Source organism: Nocardioides alpinus, from assembly GCF_900112035.1.
Classification (GTDB): Bacteria; Actinomycetota; Actinomycetes; order Propionibacteriales; family Nocardioidaceae; genus Nocardioides; species Nocardioides alpinus.
Genome location: NZ_FOKC01000005.1, coordinates 297,785 through 315,234, shown reverse-complemented (window position 1 = coordinate 315,234; position 17,450 = coordinate 297,785). Strand labels below are relative to the sequence as shown.

At 72.2% G+C, this 17,450-nt stretch carries 18 protein-coding genes; 9 read left to right on the top strand and 9 right to left on the bottom strand.

Translation table 11 applies throughout. The features are described 5' to 3' along the window. Nucleotides 1-15: 15 nt before the first annotated feature. Nucleotides 16-1,644: a PucR family transcriptional regulator gene (locus BM127_RS12945; protein ID WP_231263171.1), complete on the bottom strand. Its 1,629-nt coding sequence runs from the start codon at nucleotides 1,642-1,644 to the stop codon at nucleotides 16-18. A gap of 106 nt (nucleotides 1,645-1,750) precedes the next feature. On the opposite strand from BM127_RS12945, the gene BM127_RS12940 reads away from it, so the two are divergent. The 3 genes from BM127_RS12940 to BM127_RS12930 are packed head-to-tail and all read left to right on the top strand — an operon-like array spanning nucleotide 1,751 to nucleotide 6,060. Then, complete coding sequence (locus BM127_RS12940; protein ID WP_091199115.1) at nucleotides 1,751-3,280, top strand: CoA-acylating methylmalonate-semialdehyde dehydrogenase; 1,530 nt, start codon at nucleotides 1,751-1,753, stop codon at nucleotides 3,278-3,280. After that, nucleotides 3,273-4,628 (top strand): aspartate aminotransferase family protein, encoded by a 1,356-nt coding sequence (locus tag BM127_RS12935; protein ID WP_091199113.1) that lies wholly within the window; start codon nucleotides 3,273-3,275, stop codon nucleotides 4,626-4,628. Before BM127_RS12940 ends, BM127_RS12935 begins: the two co-directional genes overlap by 8 nt. Before the next feature lie 7 nt (nucleotides 4,629-4,635). Then, nucleotides 4,636-6,060, top strand: a complete 1,425-nt coding sequence (locus tag BM127_RS12930; protein WP_091199111.1) for an NAD(P)/FAD-dependent oxidoreductase — start codon at nucleotides 4,636-4,638, stop codon at nucleotides 6,058-6,060. Between the two features lie 9 nt (nucleotides 6,061-6,069). On the opposite strand, the gene BM127_RS12925 is transcribed toward BM127_RS12930, so the two are convergent. Both BM127_RS12925 and BM127_RS12920 read right to left on the bottom strand, forming a co-directional pair. Further along, the gene (locus tag BM127_RS12925) at nucleotides 6,070-6,801 is read right to left on the bottom strand and encodes a sigma-70 family RNA polymerase sigma factor (protein WP_157829593.1); all 732 of its coding nucleotides are present in this window, start codon (nucleotides 6,799-6,801) and stop codon (nucleotides 6,070-6,072) included. 206 nt (nucleotides 6,802-7,007) lie between these two features. Beyond that, on the bottom strand, nucleotides 7,008-7,982 hold the full coding sequence (locus BM127_RS12920; RefSeq protein WP_091199108.1) for a helix-turn-helix transcriptional regulator: 975 nt from the start codon (nucleotides 7,980-7,982) through the stop codon (nucleotides 7,008-7,010). Nucleotides 7,983-8,153: 171 nt separating this feature from the next. Here BM127_RS12920 and BM127_RS12915 point away from each other — a divergent pair, with 171 nt between their 5' ends. The 4 genes from BM127_RS12915 to BM127_RS12900 all read left to right on the top strand — a co-directional run bounded on the left by BM127_RS12915 (nucleotide 8,154) and on the right by BM127_RS12900 (nucleotide 11,343). Beyond that, nucleotides 8,154-8,528, top strand: coding sequence for an ANTAR domain-containing protein (locus BM127_RS12915; protein WP_091199106.1), 375 nt, complete (start codon nucleotides 8,154-8,156; stop codon nucleotides 8,526-8,528). Further along, complete coding sequence (locus BM127_RS12910) at nucleotides 8,525-9,235, top strand: GAF and ANTAR domain-containing protein (protein ID WP_091199104.1); 711 nt, start codon at nucleotides 8,525-8,527, stop codon at nucleotides 9,233-9,235. The genes BM127_RS12915 and BM127_RS12910 overlap by 4 nt, the downstream gene beginning before the upstream one ends. A 63-nt stretch (nucleotides 9,236-9,298) precedes the next feature. Further along, nucleotides 9,299-9,736, top strand: coding sequence for an SRPBCC family protein (locus tag BM127_RS12905; RefSeq protein WP_091199101.1), 438 nt, complete (start codon nucleotides 9,299-9,301; stop codon nucleotides 9,734-9,736). Then, nucleotides 9,733-11,343 (top strand): phytoene desaturase family protein, encoded by a 1,611-nt coding sequence (locus BM127_RS12900; RefSeq protein WP_091199099.1) that lies wholly within the window; start codon nucleotides 9,733-9,735, stop codon nucleotides 11,341-11,343. Before BM127_RS12905 ends, BM127_RS12900 begins: the two co-directional genes overlap by 4 nt. Here BM127_RS12900 and BM127_RS12895 read toward each other — a convergent pair. From BM127_RS12895 to BM127_RS12885, 3 genes are read right to left on the bottom strand one after another with little or no spacing between them, the layout of a single operon-like run. Then, complete coding sequence (locus tag BM127_RS12895) at nucleotides 11,340-11,546, bottom strand: CDGSH iron-sulfur domain-containing protein (protein WP_231263170.1); 207 nt, start codon at nucleotides 11,544-11,546, stop codon at nucleotides 11,340-11,342. The two genes, BM127_RS12900 and BM127_RS12895, sit on opposite strands and share 4 nt — an antisense overlap. Then, the gene (locus tag BM127_RS12890; RefSeq protein ID WP_091199096.1) at nucleotides 11,543-12,496 is read right to left on the bottom strand and encodes an iron-containing redox enzyme family protein; all 954 of its coding nucleotides are present in this window, start codon (nucleotides 12,494-12,496) and stop codon (nucleotides 11,543-11,545) included. The genes BM127_RS12895 and BM127_RS12890 overlap by 4 nt, the downstream gene beginning before the upstream one ends. A 2-nt stretch (nucleotides 12,497-12,498) precedes the next feature. Next, complete coding sequence (locus tag BM127_RS12885; RefSeq protein ID WP_091199094.1) at nucleotides 12,499-13,680, bottom strand: zinc-dependent alcohol dehydrogenase; 1,182 nt, start codon at nucleotides 13,678-13,680, stop codon at nucleotides 12,499-12,501. Nucleotides 13,681-13,790: 110 nt separating this feature from the next. Between BM127_RS12885 and BM127_RS12880 the strand changes: the two genes are divergently transcribed. Next, a complete protein-coding gene (locus BM127_RS12880) occupies nucleotides 13,791-14,270 on the top strand; it encodes a hypothetical protein (RefSeq protein ID WP_091199092.1) in 480 nt (159 codons plus the stop codon). On the opposite strand, the gene BM127_RS12875 is transcribed toward BM127_RS12880, so the two are convergent. The 3 genes from BM127_RS12875 to BM127_RS12865 form a co-directional block, all read right to left on the bottom strand. Then, nucleotides 14,267-15,232, bottom strand: coding sequence for a TIGR03557 family F420-dependent LLM class oxidoreductase (locus tag BM127_RS12875; RefSeq protein WP_091199091.1), 966 nt, complete (start codon nucleotides 15,230-15,232; stop codon nucleotides 14,267-14,269). The genes BM127_RS12880 and BM127_RS12875 overlap by 4 nt on opposite strands. Continuing rightward, nucleotides 15,229-15,855: a helix-turn-helix transcriptional regulator gene (locus BM127_RS12870; RefSeq protein WP_157829594.1), complete on the bottom strand. Its 627-nt coding sequence runs from the start codon at nucleotides 15,853-15,855 to the stop codon at nucleotides 15,229-15,231. The genes BM127_RS12875 and BM127_RS12870 overlap by 4 nt, the downstream gene beginning before the upstream one ends. A 101-nt stretch (nucleotides 15,856-15,956) precedes the next feature. Continuing rightward, nucleotides 15,957-16,625 carry a hypothetical protein gene (locus tag BM127_RS12865; RefSeq protein WP_091199087.1) on the bottom strand — a complete coding sequence of 223 codons (669 nt, stop codon included), beginning with the start codon at nucleotides 16,623-16,625 and terminating at the stop codon, nucleotides 15,957-15,959. 138 nt (nucleotides 16,626-16,763) lie between these two features. Between BM127_RS12865 and BM127_RS12860 the strand changes: the two genes are divergently transcribed. Beyond that, on the top strand, nucleotides 16,764-17,429 hold the full coding sequence (locus BM127_RS12860; RefSeq protein ID WP_157829595.1) for an HAD family hydrolase: 666 nt from the start codon (nucleotides 16,764-16,766) through the stop codon (nucleotides 17,427-17,429). Nucleotides 17,430-17,450: the final 21 nt, after the last annotated feature.

Below are 17,450 nucleotides of genomic sequence, written 5' to 3'. Positions count from 1 at the left end.
GCCGACGATCTGTCGTCACTTGCCACCCGGGCCGGACACATCGTCTGACAGCTCGTCGGCCAGCAGGGCGACGTGCAGCGAGACCCGGACGTCCGGGTCGTCGAGGTCGGCGTCCAGGAGCGACTCGATCCTCGCCAGCCGGTCGTAGAACGCGGCGCGCGACAGGTGGAGGCTCGCGGCGGCCTCCGTCTTGCTCGCCGGGTGGAGCAGCAGCGCGCGCAGCGCGGCCAGGAGGTCGGTGCGCGACCCGTCGGCGCGGTCGTGCCGCTTGAGCGGCGCGAGCTCGCGCTCGACGAAGAGCCGGAGCCGGTCGTCCTCACCGAACAGGCCGAGCAGGCCGCGCAGGTGGAGGTCGGCGAGGCGGTGGACGACCGGGTCGGCCTCACGACGCGAGTGAGGAGCGGCATCCGCGACCTGGCCGGCCTCGGTGAGGGTGCGCGCGATCCCGGTGCGCTCGCTCACCCACCGTCCGGCCGCCATGACGACGTCGTGGTGGGCGAGCACGCGCGCCGCCACCCGGTCGACGAGGTCCTCCGCGTCGGCCGAGCGAGCCAGCGACACGAGCACCCGCAGGTCCCGCTCGACCTCGCACACCAGGGCGGGCAGGCGCAGCCCGTGGGCCGCGCGCACGACCGTGGCGGCGACCTCGTCGAGGTCGGCCGGCGAGGCGCCGTCGACGCGCGGGCGGACCACCACCCCGACGAAGGTCCGCCTGCGGACCGGGAAGCCGGCCAGCTCGCAGCGGCGGATCGACTCCTCGGAGTCGGGGTCGTCGGTCAGACCGGCCACCAGCTCCAGGTGCGTACGCCGCATGAGGGTGCCGCGGTCGCGGTCGTGGAGGCGGTGCAGCGCCAGCGCTGCGGCGGCACGCTCGGCGACCGCGACGAGCCGCTGCGACGGGGCGGCGGGCGACCCGATCACCAGCCGGCCCCACGCCTGCTCGGCAGTGCCGAGCCGGGTGACGAGCCAGCCGTTGCCGGCGTCCCACCCGGTCCGTCCGGCCACCTCGACCCGGCGCGACCGTGCGGGCCAGCCGTCCAGGAAGCCGCCGACGTCGGCGGGTCCGGGGAGGTAGTCGAGCGGGCGGTGCTGGGCGTTCTCGACCACGACCGGCCCGGCGGCGAGCCGCTGCACCGCCTGGAGGATCTCGGCGGGACCGGCCTCGCTGAAGCTCAGCTCCGTGAAGGTCTCGTGGACCCGCTGCGCCTCGCGCAGCTCGGTGAGCTGCTGGTCGACCACCCGCTCCCCGATCTCCTGGGCCAGGGCGGCGAACCGCGTCTCCTGCCCGAGCACGACCAGCGGTAGACCGTGGTGCTCGCACGCCTCCACGAGCGCCGCGGGAACGGCGCTCCCCCAGCGACGGCCGAGCTCGACGACCAGGCCCGCGCTGTCCACCTCGACCAGGTCGTCCACGAAGGCGACCAGCCCCGCGGAGTCCTCGTCGGGCGGCAGCCCGGTTCCCATGGTGAGCAGCAGGTCACCGGGGCGCAGGAGGGCACCGACGTCGGGGCGCTCGGTGGCGTGCACCCACCGGATCGGACGGTCCAGCCCGGACCTTCCGGCGACGACGTCGGGGGCCGCCCGGCGGAAGGTGGGCAGCGCGAGTGCCTCCTGGAGCGTCACACCAGGCGTCACGTCGGTCACGACCGCAGCCTACGCGGAGCGGGACTGACGGATCGTCAGGATGCTGGGCGCAATACCGACGATCCGACACCCGCGCGCACGCCCGGCGCGGCACAGGATGAGGAGCATGACTGACATCGTGCACTGGGTCGACGGCGCCGCACTGACCGGTTCCCCCACCGGCTGGGCCGACGTGACCAACCCCGCCACCGGCCGGGTGACCGGTCGCGTCGCGCTCGCCAGCGAGGCCGACGCCACCCACGTCATCGCCGCCGCGGCCCGTGCGTCCCGCGGGTGGGGCACCACCTCGTTGGCGCGGCGTACGCAGGTGATGTTCGCGTTCCGTGAGCTGCTCAACGCCCGCAAGGACGAGCTGGCCACGATCATCACGGCCGAGCACGGCAAGGTGCACTCCGACGCGATGGGCGAGATCTCCCGCGGCCTCGAGGTCGTCGAGTTCGCGTGCGGCATCTCCCACCTCCTCAAGGGCGGGCACAGCGAGGAGGCCTCGACCGGCATCGACGTGCACTCCAAGCGCGTCCCGCTCGGCGTCGTCGGCATCATCAGCCCCTTCAACTTCCCGGCCATGGTGCCGATGTGGTTCTTCCCGATCGCCATCGCAGCCGGCAACGCGGTCGTGCTCAAGCCCAGCGAGAAGGACCCTAGCGCCGCCAACTGGATCGCCGCGCTGTGGCAGGAGGCGGGGCTGCCGGACGGCGTCTTCAACGTCCTCCACGGCGACAAGACCGCGGTGGACGCGCTGCTGACCAGCCCTGACGTGCAGGCGATCAGCTTCGTCGGCTCGACCCCGATCGCGGAGTACGTCTACGAGACGGCGAGCCGTCACGGCAAGCGCGTCCAGGCCCTCGGTGGTGCCAAGAACCACATGGTCGTCCTCCCCGACGCCGACCTCGACCTCGCTGCGGACTCCGCGGTCAACGCCGGCTACGGCAGCGCCGGCGAGCGCTGCATGGCCATCAGCGTGCTCGTCGCGGTGGACCCGATCGGCGACGAGCTGGTCGCCCGCATCGCCGACCGCACGCGCACGCTGCTCATCGGCGACGGCGGCCGTGGGGCCACGGGAGAGGACGCGTCGGGCAAGGAGGCCGACATGGGCCCGCTCGTGACGAAGGCCCACCGCGACCGGGTCAGCTCCTTCATCGACTCCGGCGAGGCGGCCGGCGCCAAGGTCGTCGTCGACGGCCGCGACGTCGCGGCCCGCGGCGGCGAGGGGGGCTTCTGGCTCGGTCCGACGCTCTTCGACGACGTCACCCCCGACATGGACATCTACCGCGAGGAGATCTTCGGCCCCGTGCTGTCGGTCGTCCGCGTCGGGTCGTACGACGAGGCCGTCGCGCTCGTCAACGCCAACGAGTACGGCAACGGCACCGCCGTCTTCACCAACGACGGCGGTGCGGCCCGCCGGTTCGAGGCAGACGTCACCGTGGGGATGATCGGTGTCAACGTGCCCGTCCCGGTCCCCGTCGCCTACTACTCCTTCGGCGGCTGGAAGCGCTCGCTCTTCGGCGACACCCACGCCCACGGCACCGAGGGCGTCCACTTCTTCACCCGCGGCAAGGTCGTCACCACCCGGTGGATCGACCCCGCCAACCGCCCCGAGGGCGGACTCGAGCTGGGATTCCCGCGCAATGACTGAGACCACGACACGTTCGGACCTGAGCAGCACGTACGACGCCGCGCGGGCCTACGAGCTCGACCGGGCGCACGTCTTCCACTCCTGGTCCGCCCAGGCCGAGATCTCCCCCATGGTGATCACCCGCGCCGAGGGCAGCCACGTCTGGGACGCCGACGACAGGCGCTACCTCGACTTCAGCTCGCAGCTGGTCTTCACCAACCTCGGCCACCAGCACCCGCGCATCGTGGCGGCGATCCAGGAGCAGGCGGCGCACCTGTGCACCGTCGCCCCGGCCGTCGCCAACGGCGCCCGCTCCGAGGCCGCCCGCCTGATCGCCAGCCACACCCCCGGCGACCTCGACCACGTCTTCTTCACCAACGGTGGCGCCGACGCCAACGAGCACGCCGTACGCATGGCGCGGCTGCACACCGGCCGCCACAAGGTGCTGACGACCTACCGCAGCTACCACGGAGGCACGCACCTCGCGGTGAACATGACCGGCGACCCGCGCCGCTGGGCCAGCGACCACGGCTCCGCCGGGACGGTCCACTTCTTCGGGCCGTTCCTCTACCGCAGCGCCTTCCACGCGAGGACGGAGGCCGAGGAGTGCGAGCGCGCGCTCGAGCACCTCGACCAGGTCGTCTCGCTGGAGGGCCCCGGCACGATCGCGGCGATCGTGCTCGAGGCGATCCCCGGCACCGCAGGCATCATGATCCCGCCGCCGGGCTACCTCGCCGGCGTCCGGGAGATCTGCGACCGCCACGGCATCGTGCTCGTCGCCGACGAGGTGATGTCGGGCTTCGGCCGCGCCGGACGCTGGTTCGCCGTCGAGCACGGCGGCATCGTGCCCGACCTGATCACCTTCGCCAAGGGCGTGAACTCCGGGTACGTCCCGCTCGGCGGCGTGGCGATCAGCGACGAGATCCACGCGACCTTCGCGCACCGCACCTACCCCGGCGGTCTCACCTACTCCGGCCACCCGCTCGCGTGCGCGGCGGCGGTCGCCACCATCCGCACGATGGAGGACGAGGACGTCGTCGGTCGCGCGGAGCGTCTCGGCGAGGACGTGATCGGCCCCGGCCTGCGCGCGCTCGCGGAGAAGCACGAGCGGATCGGCGAGGTGCGCGGCACCGGAGCGTTCTGGGCGCTCGAGCTGGTCAGCGACCGGTCGACACGCGAGCCGCTGGCGCCCTACGGCGGATCCAGCCCCGAGATGGGCGCGATCGTGAAGGGCTGCCAGGAGCGAGGGATGCTGCCCTTCGCCAACTTCAACCGCATCCACGTCGTCCCGCCGCTCACCACCACCGACGACGAGGTCCGCGAGGGCCTGGCCATCCTCGACGCTGCGCTCACCGCCGCGGCGGGCTGACCCGGACGTGGCCGCGCACCGCACGGCGTACGAGCGGCACGCCCCCGACCCGCGCCTGGTCGAGCGGTCCCTCGCGGGCAGCGCGCAGGCCGTCTTCTGGCTCGAGGACCTGGGCGCCACGACGCCCCACCCCGAGCTGACCGCGTCCACGACGGCGGACCTGACGATCGTCGGCGGCGGCTACCTCGGCCTGTGGTCCGCGGTGCACGCCAAGCGTCGCGACCCGGGCCGCCGGGTGGTCCTGCTCGAGGCGCACACCCTCGGGTGGGCGGCGTCGGGCCGCAACGGCGGCTTCGTCGACGCCTCGCTCACCCACGGCGAGGACAACGGTCGCAGCCGCTGGCCCGAGGAGTACGACGTCCTGGCGCGGCTCGGCGCCGAGAACCTCGACGGGTTCGAGGCCGACGTCCGTGAGCTCGGCCTGGACTGCCAGTGGGAGCGCACCGGCATGCTGTCGGTCGCTGTCGAGGAGCACCAGGTCGCGTGGCTGCACGACGAGCCGGACGCCCTCGACCGCGCCCAGGTGCGCGCCGAGGTCGACAGCCCGCTCTTCCTCGCCGGACGGCAGGACGCCGACGGCTGCGCGCTGGTGCACCCTGCCCGCCTCGCGCGGGAGCTGGCCCGGGTGGCCGCCGACCTCGGCGTGGAGATCCACGAGCACACGGCCGTCACCGGCCTGCGGCGCAGCAGGTCGGGCGGGGCGTCCGGGGCGGTCGAGGTGCTCACCGACCGGGCGACGCTCACCTCCGAGCACGTCGTCCTCGCCACCAACGTGTTCCCGTCGCTGCTGCGGCGCAACCGGCTGATGACGGTCCCGGTCTACGACTACGTCCTGATGACCGAGCCGCTCAGTCCGCACCAGCTCGCGTCGATCGGCTGGGCCGGGCGGCAGGGGCTCGGCGACCTGGCCCACCAGTTCCACTACGCGCGGCTGAGCGCCGACCACCGCATCCTGTGGGGCGGGTACGACGCCGTCTACCCCGCCGGCGGCAGGGTCAGCGTCCGGCACGAGGACCGCCCGGAGAGCCACGCGCGGCTGGCGTCGCACTTCCTCGCGACCTTCCCCCAGCTCGAGGACGTCATGTTCACCCACCGGTGGGCCGGCGCGATCGACACCTGCACCCAGTTCACCGCGTTCTACGGCCTGACCCACGGCGGCCGCGTCGCCCACGCAACCGGCTTCACCGGGCTGGGTGTCGCGGCCACCCGCTTCGCCGGCGAGGTGCTCCTTGACCTGCTCGCGGGAGCGCCGACCGAGCGCACGGAGCTGCGGATGGTGCGCGAGCGGCCGCTGCCGTTCCCGCCCGAGCCGCTCGCGTCGGTCGGGATCAACCTGACGCGCTGGTCGCTCGACCGCGCCGACCACCGCGAGGGCAGGCGCAACGCCTACCTCCGGGTGCTCGACGCGGCCGGGCTGGGGTTCGACTCCTGAGGCGTGGCCTCAGGCGGCCGTCGACGTCCCGAGCAGGTCGGCGCGCAGGTCGGCGAGGATCCGGGCGATCACTCGTGACACCTGGGCCTGCGTGAGGCCCACCGCCTCGGCGATCTCCTGCTGGGTGCGCCCGTCGAAGAACCGGAGGTGCAGGATGCGGCGGTCACGCTCCGAGAGCTGCGCGACGACCGGCTCGAGGACGATGCGCGCCTCGGTCCTGGCGAGGTCGGCGTCGTCGCGACCGATCAGCTCCCCGAGGGTCGAGGAGCCGTCGGCGACCGTGAGGTCGAGCGACGTCGGCGTGAAGCAGCCGTCGGCTCCCAGCGCCTCCACGACGTCGTCGAGGTTCTCCCCGAGGTGGGCGGCCAGGTCGCTGGACCGCGGTGAGCGTCCCAGCGCGGACTCGAGCTCCCCCTGGGCGGCGGAGATGCGCGCCTGGAGGTCCTGGATCCGGCGCGGAGGACGGATCATCCACCCGGCGTCGCGGAAGTGGCGGCGGATCTCGCCGCGTACCGTCGGCACCGCATAGGACATGAAGTCGTGGCCGGCGTCGGCGTCGAAGCGCTGGGCCGCCTTGGTCAGGCCGAGCAGGGCGACCTGCTCGAGGTCGTCGAGGTCGATGCCGCGGTTGCGGTAGCGACTGGCGATGGACCGGGCGACGCCGAGGTTGGCCTCGATCAGGTCGTGGGTCAGCGCATGCCGATCGGGCGTGCCGGCCAGGGTCTCCTGGAGACCGGACACGATGCCTTGGGTCCGACGTGCACGAGGGCTGTCGGTGACCGGCGTACGAGGCGTGGCAGAGGGCGGGGAGTCGAGAACGAGCGAAACGGGAACCACGGGATCGGTTCCTTCCATGCGGGCAGGGCGCTCACCGTGGTCTCCAGCAAGTTCTACGACTATGGCGGTGTCTAGTCCAGTGCGACAGCCGCAAAGCGAACCGCGGACGATCAGTTGTTCGAACGCTGGAGCGTCTGGCCCGGATTCTCGTCGAAGACCTGCCGGTAGTCGGAGGCGAAGCGACCCGGGTTGAAGAAGCCGTGGGTGGCGGCAGCGTCGCTCACGGACTGCGACCCGTCGCGCAGCGAGCGTCGCGCCAGGTCGAGCCGGACCCGTCGGAGGTAGTCCTGGGGCGTGCAGCCCAGGTGCTTGCGGAAGGCGTACTGCAGGGCGCGGGGGGTCACTCCGCACTCACGTGCGAGATCGCCGGGGCTGAGCTCCTCGAGTGCGTGCGCCTCGATGATGCGGGCGGCGCGACGCACGGTGGAGGGTGAGTCGTCCGCGGCGTCGTGGTCCGTGCCCGGCAGCGTCGCGCGTACGACGACGTTGTTGGGGAAGGTGTGCAGCAACGTGTGACCGAGGAGGAGCGCGGCTGCATCCTGCTGGGCCGCCGTGGCGTCGTCGGGAAGCATCGAGATGACCTGGTCCACGGTGGCGCGCCAGCGTGCGCCGGCTGCCGGGGAGCGCGGGACGTAGGACGTGAAGGTGATGTGCTCCCACGGGTAGTCGGGGTCGACGTCGGTGATCGCGGCCATCAACGCCTGGGCACTCAGCGACGTGGTGCGCAGGTCCGGGAAGTCGCCGTTGCCGGAGAAGGGCATGTCCCAGCCCGAGGCCATCACGGAGTCGCCGTCGTGGCCCCGGTCGGCGACACCGTCCCTGATCCACTCCTCGGTGCCGGCCAGCACGTCCACCACCACGAGCACCGGCATCGGGTCGGAGTCGAACGTGAACGACGCGTCGATCCTGATGTGGTCGAAGGCCACGACACCGTGGTCGGTGCGGTGGTGCCGGACGCCACCCAGCGGACCGGTCAGGTGGAGGTTGGTGCCGTAGACCGTGTCGAGCCAGTGTCGGGCCTCGTCGCCGGAGCCCTCGAAGCCGAAGACGTCGGGCAGACCGCGACGCGCGCGCGTGTGCGGCACGTGAACCTCCCGGGGAAGGAGTCGGCGACCCTTGGCTCGAGTCGGGGAAATGCTAGTCCATCCGCCGCGCACTCACCCCTAGGGAGGAAGCCTGCGAGGAGTAGAGTGGGGTCGTTCACTTAGTGCTCCGCCCTGTGTCCGCGGACCTGACGTCATTGAAAGGTGACGCGCATGTCTGGCAAACACTTTCCTTCCGGCGAGCCTTCCCAGCCTCAGCAGGCGACGGACGACTCGGGGGCTCCCGAGACGCTGCGCGACGAGGTCGCCCACCTCCACGAGGCGATGAAGTCGCAGCGCGACATCGGCATGGCCATCGGCCTCGTGTCGGCCCGCTTCAGCTGCAGCACCGAGCAGGCCTGGCGCACCATCCTGCGCGTCTCGCAGGACAGCAACACCAAGGTCAGGGAGGTCGCGCGCGTCCTGGTCTCGACCCACGACGGGTCGGCCGATGCCGAGTCGCTCACCCTGCTGGGGACGTTCGTCCACCACCTCCCGCCCTCCGGCTGGCCGGTCGGGACGACGACAGGGGATGATGCTGCTCCATGAGCATCGATGAGGCCGCGCTAGCCCTGAGCCTGCGTCGGCTCTCCCTCTCCCGTGAGGACAACGGCAGTGTCATCTCGGCGCTGCAGGCTGTCCTGACGGCATGCGTCGACCTGTTCGGGGTCGCCGGCGCCGGGGTGCTGATCGCCGACGAGCAGGACCTGCTCCGCTACGTCGCGGCCAGTGACCGTCCCGGACGCATCCTGGAGACGACGGAGGCCGACGCGGGCGAGGGTCCCTGCACCGAGGCGTTCGTGACCGCGCAGGTGGTCGCCAGCAGCGACGTCGCGGCCGAGACCGAGCGGTGGCCGACATTGACACGGGCGCTGGCCGACCAACCGGTGCGCGCAGTCCTCGGGGTCCCCGTGCGCCTCGGTGGTGTGCCCGTCGGCACCCTCGACGTCTACATGGACCGCCCGCACGACTGGGACCCCAGCGAGGTCGCGGCTCTCACCCACTACGCCGAGGTCATCGCCACGACCCTGTCCGCGGCGGTCCAGGCGCACACCGCCGGCGAGATGGCGCGACAGCTGCAGTTCGCCCTGGACCACCGCGTGCTGATCGAGCGCGCCGTCGGCTACCTCATGGCCAGCAGGTCGATCGACGCAGTGGCCGCCTTCAACGCGCTGAGGACCGCGGCGCGCAGTCGTCGTACGAAGATCAACGTGGTCGCCGAGCACGTCCTGACCACCGGCGCGCTTCCCGCCTGAGACCGTGCTCCGCATGGACCCGGTGGGCCGGGGGTACACCCACGACATGGAGACGAGGACCTCATGAGCACGACCACCCGGACGATCGCAGCCACCCGCGAGCAGGTCTGGTCGGTGCTGGCCGACGGCTGGCTCTATCCGCTGTTCGTGGTGGGCGCCGCGCGGATGCGTGACGTCGACGACTCCTGGCCCGCCGTCGGGTCCCAGCTGCACCACAGCGTCGGTGCGTGGCCGCTGATGATCGACGACACGACCGAGGTCCTCGAGGTCGACCCGGGCCGGCGCATCCTCCTCCTCGCGCGGGGCTGGCCGGCCGGTCAGGCACACGTCGAGATCACGCTCGAGCCCCAGGGGCCCTCGACCGTCGTCACGATGGTGGAGCAGGCGACGGCCGGCCCCGGTGCGCTGATCCCGAAGCGGGTCCAGGACGTGCAGCTGCACGCCCGCAACCTGGAGGCTCTGCAACGTCTCGCCTACGTGGTGGAGGGTCGGACCCAGTGAGCCCGGCCGCGGGCCGCGCGTACGACGCCGTCGTCATCGGCGCAGGACCCAACGGCCTCGTCGCGGCCAACCTCCTGGCCGATGCCGGTTGGCGCGTGCTCGTGCTCGAGGCCCAGGCCACCGCCGGCGGGGCGGTCCGCAGCGACCGCGAGGTGCACCCCGACTTCGTCCACGACACGTTCAGCGCCTTCTACCCGCTGGCGCTCGCCTCGCGGGCGATGACCGGACTCCAGCTCGAGGACCACGGGCTGGTCTGGGAGCACGCACCCGCCGTGCTCGGTCATCCCTTCGGCGACGGTCAGTGGGCACTGCTGCACCGCGACCGCGCCCGCACGGCCGCAGGACTGGAGGCCCTCCACCCAGGCGACAGCCACGCGTGGCTGGAGCTGTGCCGCACGTGGGACCGCATCGGCCCGTCGCTGATCGACGGCCTCACCACACCGTTCCCCCCGGTCCGCGCAGGTGCGCGCCTGCTGCCTGCCATCGTCAAGGCCGGCGGGCTCGACACCGTGCGACGCCTCGCGACCCCGGTCGCCTCGCTCGGTCGCGAGCTCTTCGGCGGTGAGGCGGGAGGGCTGCTCCTCGCCGGCAACGCCGGGCACGCCGACTTCCCGCTCTCCTCGCCCGGTTCGGGCGTCTTCGGCGTCCTGATGACGATGCTCGGACAGACGGTCGGCTTCCCCGTGCCGCGCGGCGGCGCCCAGTCGCTCACCGACGCACTGGTCGCACGCTTCACGAGCCTCGGCGGTGACCTCGTGCTCGACGCGGAGGTGACCAGGGTCGTCGTACGGGACCGCCGCGTGACAGGCGTCGAGACCCGCGACGGTGAGAGGTACGACGCACGGACGGTCGTCGCCGACGTCGCAGCCCCGCACCTCTTCGGGGGGCTCGTCGACGCCGACGACCTCCCGCCACGGCTCGTGCGGGGGATGCGCGACTTCGAGCTCGATCCCGGGACCGTCAAGGTCGACTGGGCGCTGTCCGGCCAGGTGCCCTGGACCAACAGTCCCATCGACGTGCCGGGGACGGTGCACATCGCCGACTCCGTCGAGGAGATGACGCAGACGCTCGCCCAGGTGTCCTCGGGCGTGGTGCCCGACAAGCCCTTCCTCCTGACCGGTCAGATGACCACCAGCGACCCGTCGCGATCACCGGCCGGGACCGAGTCCTTCTGGGCCTACACCCACGTCCCCCAGCCCGGCGCGACCCGCGGCGACGCCGGCGGCGAGATCAGCGGACGGTGGGACCACGACGACTGCGAACGCTTCGCCGACCGCATGCAGGCGCGGATCGAGGCGCGCGCCCCCGGGTTCGGCGACCTCGTCATGGCACGCCGCGTGCTGGGGCCGCACGACCTGGAGGCCCGCAACGCCAACCTCATCGGCGGCGCTGTCAACGGCGGGACCTCACAGCTCCACCAGGAGCTGGTCTTCCGTCCCGTCCCCGCCATGCGCGGACGCGCGGCCACGGGGGTCACCGGCCTCTTCCTGGGCTCGGCCTCCGCCCATCCCGGCGGCGGCGTGCACGGCGCCGCAGGAGCCAACGCCGCGCGTGCCGCACTGTGGCAGCACCGCACCCGCGCGGTGCCGCGACGCCGGACGACCTAGCTGGTCCTCCGGCGCGGGATCACCTTGTGGGTGCCGTCGCACCACGGCAGTCGGCTCGACTTGTCGCAGCGGCACAGGGCGACCACGGGACGGTCGACGCTGTGGAGGGTGCCCTCGGCATCGCGGATCGTCGACGCCCCGCGGACCAGCATCGGGCCGTGGGGCTCGAGCACGATGTCGGGGTGGTCGAAGTCCTCGCTCACCGCTCGACTCCCCACGCGTCGAACAGCGCCGTGGCCACCCTCGACTCGAGGTCGAGACAGGTGAACGCGCCGAACAGGATCTCGCCGACCTGGTCGGGCTCGTCCTCGGCGAGCGTGCCGCAGATGTCACGTGCGGCCAGCTGCTCGTGGACGGCATCGGCCTCGACGTGCTCGTCGTAGTAGCCGACCATCGCCCCCTCCAGGCCGAGCCGCCCCAACCCCTGGGCGATCTTGCGAGCCGGGATCGAGCTGGTCATCTCGAAGGCCGCGAGGTGTCCCATCGCCGCGCCCCGGAGCCGTCGCTGCATGCCGAACATGGAGAGCGCGTTGTTGAGCTCGAGCGTCTCCGGCAGGGCGTCGTCGACGTACGCGCCGTACTCCGAGCGCAGGCCGACCGACTCCAGTCCCTTGGCGAAGAGGTGGGCGTGCAGCCGGTTGGGGTTGCCACCGCCGTACTCGTCGAACTGCAGCTCCATCAGCGCCGCCTTGGCACGGGTCGGGAGCCGCGGCACGACCCACGTCGTCGGGTCGGCCTCCTTGAGCTGGTAGACCGAGCGCTGGCGCAGCATCTCCAGGACCTGGTCGGTGTCGGCCCGACGGCGTACGTGGTCGGCGAGCGACGGGCCGTCGTCAGCGGCCACCAGGGCCTCGAGCGCGTCCGGCACGCCGGCGGGTTCCGGCACGTCCGTCCCGGCGTGGTCCCACCGGGCGCGGAGCCTCTGCTCGAGCGCCCGCTCGAGACCATGGCGTACGACGAGCACCTCGGGGTCGCGCTCCGCATCGTCGGACGCGTCCTCGAAGCCGCGGTAGGACAGCTCGTGGAGGGACCACAGGGCGATCGCCTCGTCGTCCGTGACGTGGGCCAGGGGCGCCGCTCCGACGGGGTGCGCACCACTGTCGGCGAGGCGTGCCACGACCCACTCGCTCAGGGGGCCGCGGGGCTTGGGCATCCTCACGGCGTGAACACGACCTTGACCATGCCGTCCTCCTTGTCCCGGAACTTCCGGTAGGCCTCGGGTGCGTCGGTCAACGGCAGGTGGTGGGTCGCAAAGGTGTCGACGCCGAGGACGTCCTCGTCCTGCTGCAGGAGGGCGAGGATGTCGTCGCTCCACCGGCGCACGTTGGCCTGGCCCATCCGCAGCTGCACCTGCTTGTCGAAGAGCTCGAACATGGGGAGCGGGTCCGTGGGTGCGCCGTACACGCCCGAGATGCTGATCGTGCCCCCACGCCGCACCGAGTCGATGGCGCTGAGGAGGGCGGCCAGACGGTCGGAGCCGACGTTGAGCATCACCTTCTCCTGCACCTTCTTCGGCAGCAGGCCGAGTGCCTTCTGGGCGGTCTCGGCGACGGGCGAGCCGTGCGCCTCCATGCCCACTGCGTCGATGACGGCGTCCGCACCGCGCCCGTCGGTCAGCTCGCGGACCCGGTCACCGATCCCGTCGAGCTCGCTGTGGTCGATGGTCTCGGCGCCGCGCCCCTGCACGCGCGCCAGTCGCTCGCGCACGGAGTCGACGGTGATGACGCGCAGCCCGCGGTGCAGGGCGATCCGGGTCGCCATGTCGCCGATCGGGCCGGCGCCGACCACCAGGAGCGTGCCGCCCTCCTCGACGTCGGCGTACTCGACGGCCTGCCACGCTGTCGGCAGCACGTCGGAGAGGAAGAGGAAGCGGTCGTCGGGCGGGCCGTGCGGCACCTTGATCGGGAGCGTGTCGCCGAAGGGGACCCGCAGCATCTCGGCCTGGCCGCCGGGGACCTGGCCGTAGAGCTTGCTGTAGCCGAACAGGCTCGCGCCCGTGCCGGTGTCGCGGTTCTGCGTGGTCTCGCACTGGCTGAAGAGGCCGCGCTCGCACATCCAGCAGGCGCCGCAGCTGATGTTGAAGGGGACGACCACGCGGTCGCCCACCTGCAGCGTCTCGACGGCCGAGCCGACCTCGCGCACGACGCCCATGGGCTCGTGGCCGACGATGTCCCCCGCCGTCATGAACGGCGCGAGTGGATCGTAGAGGTGGAGGTCGGAGCCGCAGAGTCCGCTCGAGGTGATGTCCACGATGACGTCGGTCGGCTGCTCGACGACCGGGTCAGGCACCTCGATGACCTGCATGTCCTGCTTGCCCTGCCAGGTGACGGCCTTCATGACGCGAATCCCTTGTCCATGGCCTGCAGTGCCCACTGGCGGGCGTGAGCATGCGCGCGACCAGCCCTTCGAGCGTGGCGGCCGTCACCACCCGCTGCCATGCTGGACAGATGCCCGACCGCCCCGCAGCCGACCAGCCCGCTCCTGAGCACCGCCGCCCCGAGGGGGTCAGCGATGCGACGGTCGAGGCGCTGGGCAAGCTCTCCGCGGCCCTGGACCACGTCGAGGACGCGCGGGGCCACCTCTTCGCCTTCCACCGCCTCATGGGCAGTGGCGAGAGCACGATGGAGGAGGCGTACGACCACCTGCGGGCGGCCGGGCACGACGACCTCGCCGCAGCGCTCGACCGCGACGTGCTGGGCGCCAACCCGCTCCCGGGGATGTGGTCGTTCCAGATGGTCGAGCTCTTCGACGACGGCTTCTACGCCCGCATCAAGGCCCTGCACCAGCGCGCACTCGACGAGCTCGTCGAGGGACAGCGGCACGTCTTCGAGGCCGAGATGAAGGAGCTGCGCCGCAGCCGGGGCCGCGAGGGCCACGAGGCCCGGCCGGCCGCCGTCGAGGGCGACCCGGAGTACGACGCCGGCTAGTTCTTGCGGCGGAGCTCGGGGAGGACGTCGGAGCCGTAGGCCGCGAGCATGTCGGCGTAGTGCGGCCCCATGTTGGCGACGTACACCTCGTCGAAGCCCGCATCGACGAACGGCGCGTAGGCCTCGACGTGCTCGGCGACGTCCGGGCCGAAGGCACCCTTCTCGGCGAACGCCTCTCGGGTCACCAGCTCGCTGGCCTGCTCGAAGTGCTGCGGGCTCGTCAGCACCTGGCTGAGCTCACCGGGCACGCCCGCGTTGGGCCAGATGCCGTAGGCGGTGTCGATCGCCTCGTCCCTGCTGGGACCCCACGCGACCTTGAAGCCTGCCTGGGTGGGGGCGTCGTCACCCTTCGCGGCACGGAAGCGGTCGACCGCCTCGCCGTCCGGCTTGGTGGTGATGAAGCCGTCCGCGATCCGGCCCGCCACCTCGAGGGCCTTGGGCCCGAAGGCACTCATGAAGATCGGGGGCGGCGTGTCCGGCAACGTGTAGATCCGCGCCGTGTCGACCGTGTAGTGGCGTCCCTCGTGGGAGACGACCTCACCGGTCCAGAGCCGGCGGATCACGTCGACCGCCTCCTCGAGCATCTCGAGGCGGAGGTCGGTGTGCGGCCAGACGTCGCCGAGGACGTGCTCGTTGAGCGCCTCCCCCGTGCCGATGCCGAGCGTGAAGCGCTCCTCGCCGAGCAGGACGGCGGACGTGGCGGCGGCCTGGGCGATGATCGCGGGGTGGGTGCGCACGGTGGGGCAGGTCACGGCCGTCGTCACCGGGAGGTCACACACCTGCGAGACCGCACCGATCATCGACCAGACGAACGGGGACTGGCCCTGGGCATTGGTCCACGGATGGAAGTGGTCGCTGATCCAGAGTGCGTCGAACCCGGCCTGCTCGGCCAGGCGCGCCTGGTCGAGCAGCTCGTCGGGGGCGTACTCCTCGCAGGAGAGGAAGTAGCCGAAGCGGGTCATGCGCCTGCAGCGTGCGACATCGCTCGCGGCCGGACGGTGGTCTTCTCGCCGGGGATCAGCAGCCCGTGCTGGATCGCCCACAGGACCGCCTGCGAGCGAGAAGAGACCTCGATCTTGGCGTAGGCGCCACGGATGTAGGACTTCACCGAGTTGATGCTGAGGTTGGTCTCCTCCGCGATCTCCCGGTTGGCGCGACCGGACGCGATCATCGAGAGGACCTCGGTCTCGCGCTGCGTGAGGGGCCACTTCTCGGCGGGCGGCTGGGGAGCCGCCGACTGCCCGGTCCAGGCGTCGACGACGACGCGACCCTCGGAGATCTGGAGCAGGTTCCACACGAGGCGGCGTGCGGGGAGGAACTTGCTGACGAAGCCGGCAGCGCCGCGCGACATCTCGGTCGACACGGCCTCGGGGGTGCAGTCCCAGCCGAAGGCGACCATGCGCGTGGGGAACCGCTGCGGGACGCCGCGGACGCCGGGCGTACGGCGGTGGGCGGCGGGCTCGTAGAGCGTGAGGTCGACCAGTGCCGCGGCGCCCTCGGCGCGGTGCGGCACGAGGGTGACGTAGGCCGCGTGCGGCTCGAGCATCGTGCGAAGGCCCTGAACGACGAGCTCGCTCTCGTCCATGATCGCCACCTTCACGTGGCGGGCCCCGGTTGCGCTGTGTCTGTCCATGGCCTCCGGTACCCCCGGTGGGGGGGAACATGCGCGCGAGCCGCAATCGGCTTCTAGCCCAGAAGGGTGCGGGCCACGAGGGCCACCTGCGCCTGCGGCAGGCCGGCGATCTCGGAGGCCGCTGCCAGCAGGTCGAGCGCGTCCTCCGTGGTCACGCCGACCCGGGCCGCGACCAGCCCCACCGCGACGTCGAAGAGGCGTTGCTCGCGCAGGCGCTCGGGGGCCGCCTCGGCGCGGCGCAGGGTGTCGAAGCCGAGGTCCGCGTTCGTCACTGCTCCCGCCTGCCAGGCGCCGAGAGCTGCCACCAGCCCGTCCACCCGGTCACGGAAGGCGTGAGCGGTGGACGCGTAGAGGTCGATGTTGAGCACGGCGCGACCCTGCTCGACCACGGGCAGGCAGACGGTGCTGGCGATCCCGGCGAAGGCCCGCTCGCGTGCCATGTCGGCCCACCCGCTCTCGTCGAGGGCGTAGGCCGCTCCGGACTCGCCGTACACCGGCTCGGACGCGCCAGACGGGTAGGGCGTGGACCGCTCGGCAGTGCTGTCGGCATCGACCAGGGTGAAGGTGAGGTCCTCGTCGAGCAGCGTGACGCTCAGTGCGACGCACTCCGGGACGGCCTTCACCGCCCAGCCCTCGATGACCCTCAGCAGGCCCTCGACGTCGTCGACCGACAGCGCGACGTACTCATCCAGCGCTTCTCTGCTCTGGGGCAGTAGTTCCATGACGTGCCCCCTCGACAAGCGGTGGGATCCCCCCGGACGTCTTCCATGCTCCTTCACTCGGTGCCGCACCACCACACCCGACCGGGCGTGCGACCGGAGGGATGCATACGAGCTCGCGCGTGGGGGTACGTCCACCCCGTGGCCCACGAACCGCAGACAGTCGTCCTCGACCTCGACGGCACGCTCGTCGACTCCGTCTACGAGCACGTGACCGCGTGGCACGCGGCCTTCCACGACGTCGGCCGGTTCGTCAGCGCCGTGCGGATCCACGAGGCCATCGGCATGGGTGGGGACCGCCTGGTCGCACACGTCGCCGGCGACGCGGCGGAGGCAGCCGTCGGCGACGACGTCCGGGCGCTGCACGACCACTACTTCCGCGCCTCGCTCCGCACGATCTCACCGCTCGACGGGGCCTCCGAGGTCGTCGAGGCCCTGGCGTCGCGCGGGCACCGGCTGGCACTGGCCAGCTCGTCCGAGAAGGACCTCGTCGACGAGCTCCTCGACCTCGTCGACGTACGACGTCACCTCGCCGCCGTCGTCACCGCGTCCGACGACCTGGCGAGCAAGCCGGCGCCGGACCTGGTCCTGGCCGCCGCTGCTCGCGCCGGTGGCAGCAGCGCGGTGGCCGTCGGCGACGCGACGTGGGACGCACTCGCGGCCGAGGCGGCGGGCATCCCGTGCATCGGCGTGCGCAGCGGCGGCATCGCGGCCGAACGCCTCGTGTCGGCCGGGGCCTCGTGGGTGTACGACGGACCGGACGACCTGCTGGCGCAGCTGGCGCACAGCCCTCTCCGAACCCGCTGAGCGCCCTCGTGGCTGCGCCGG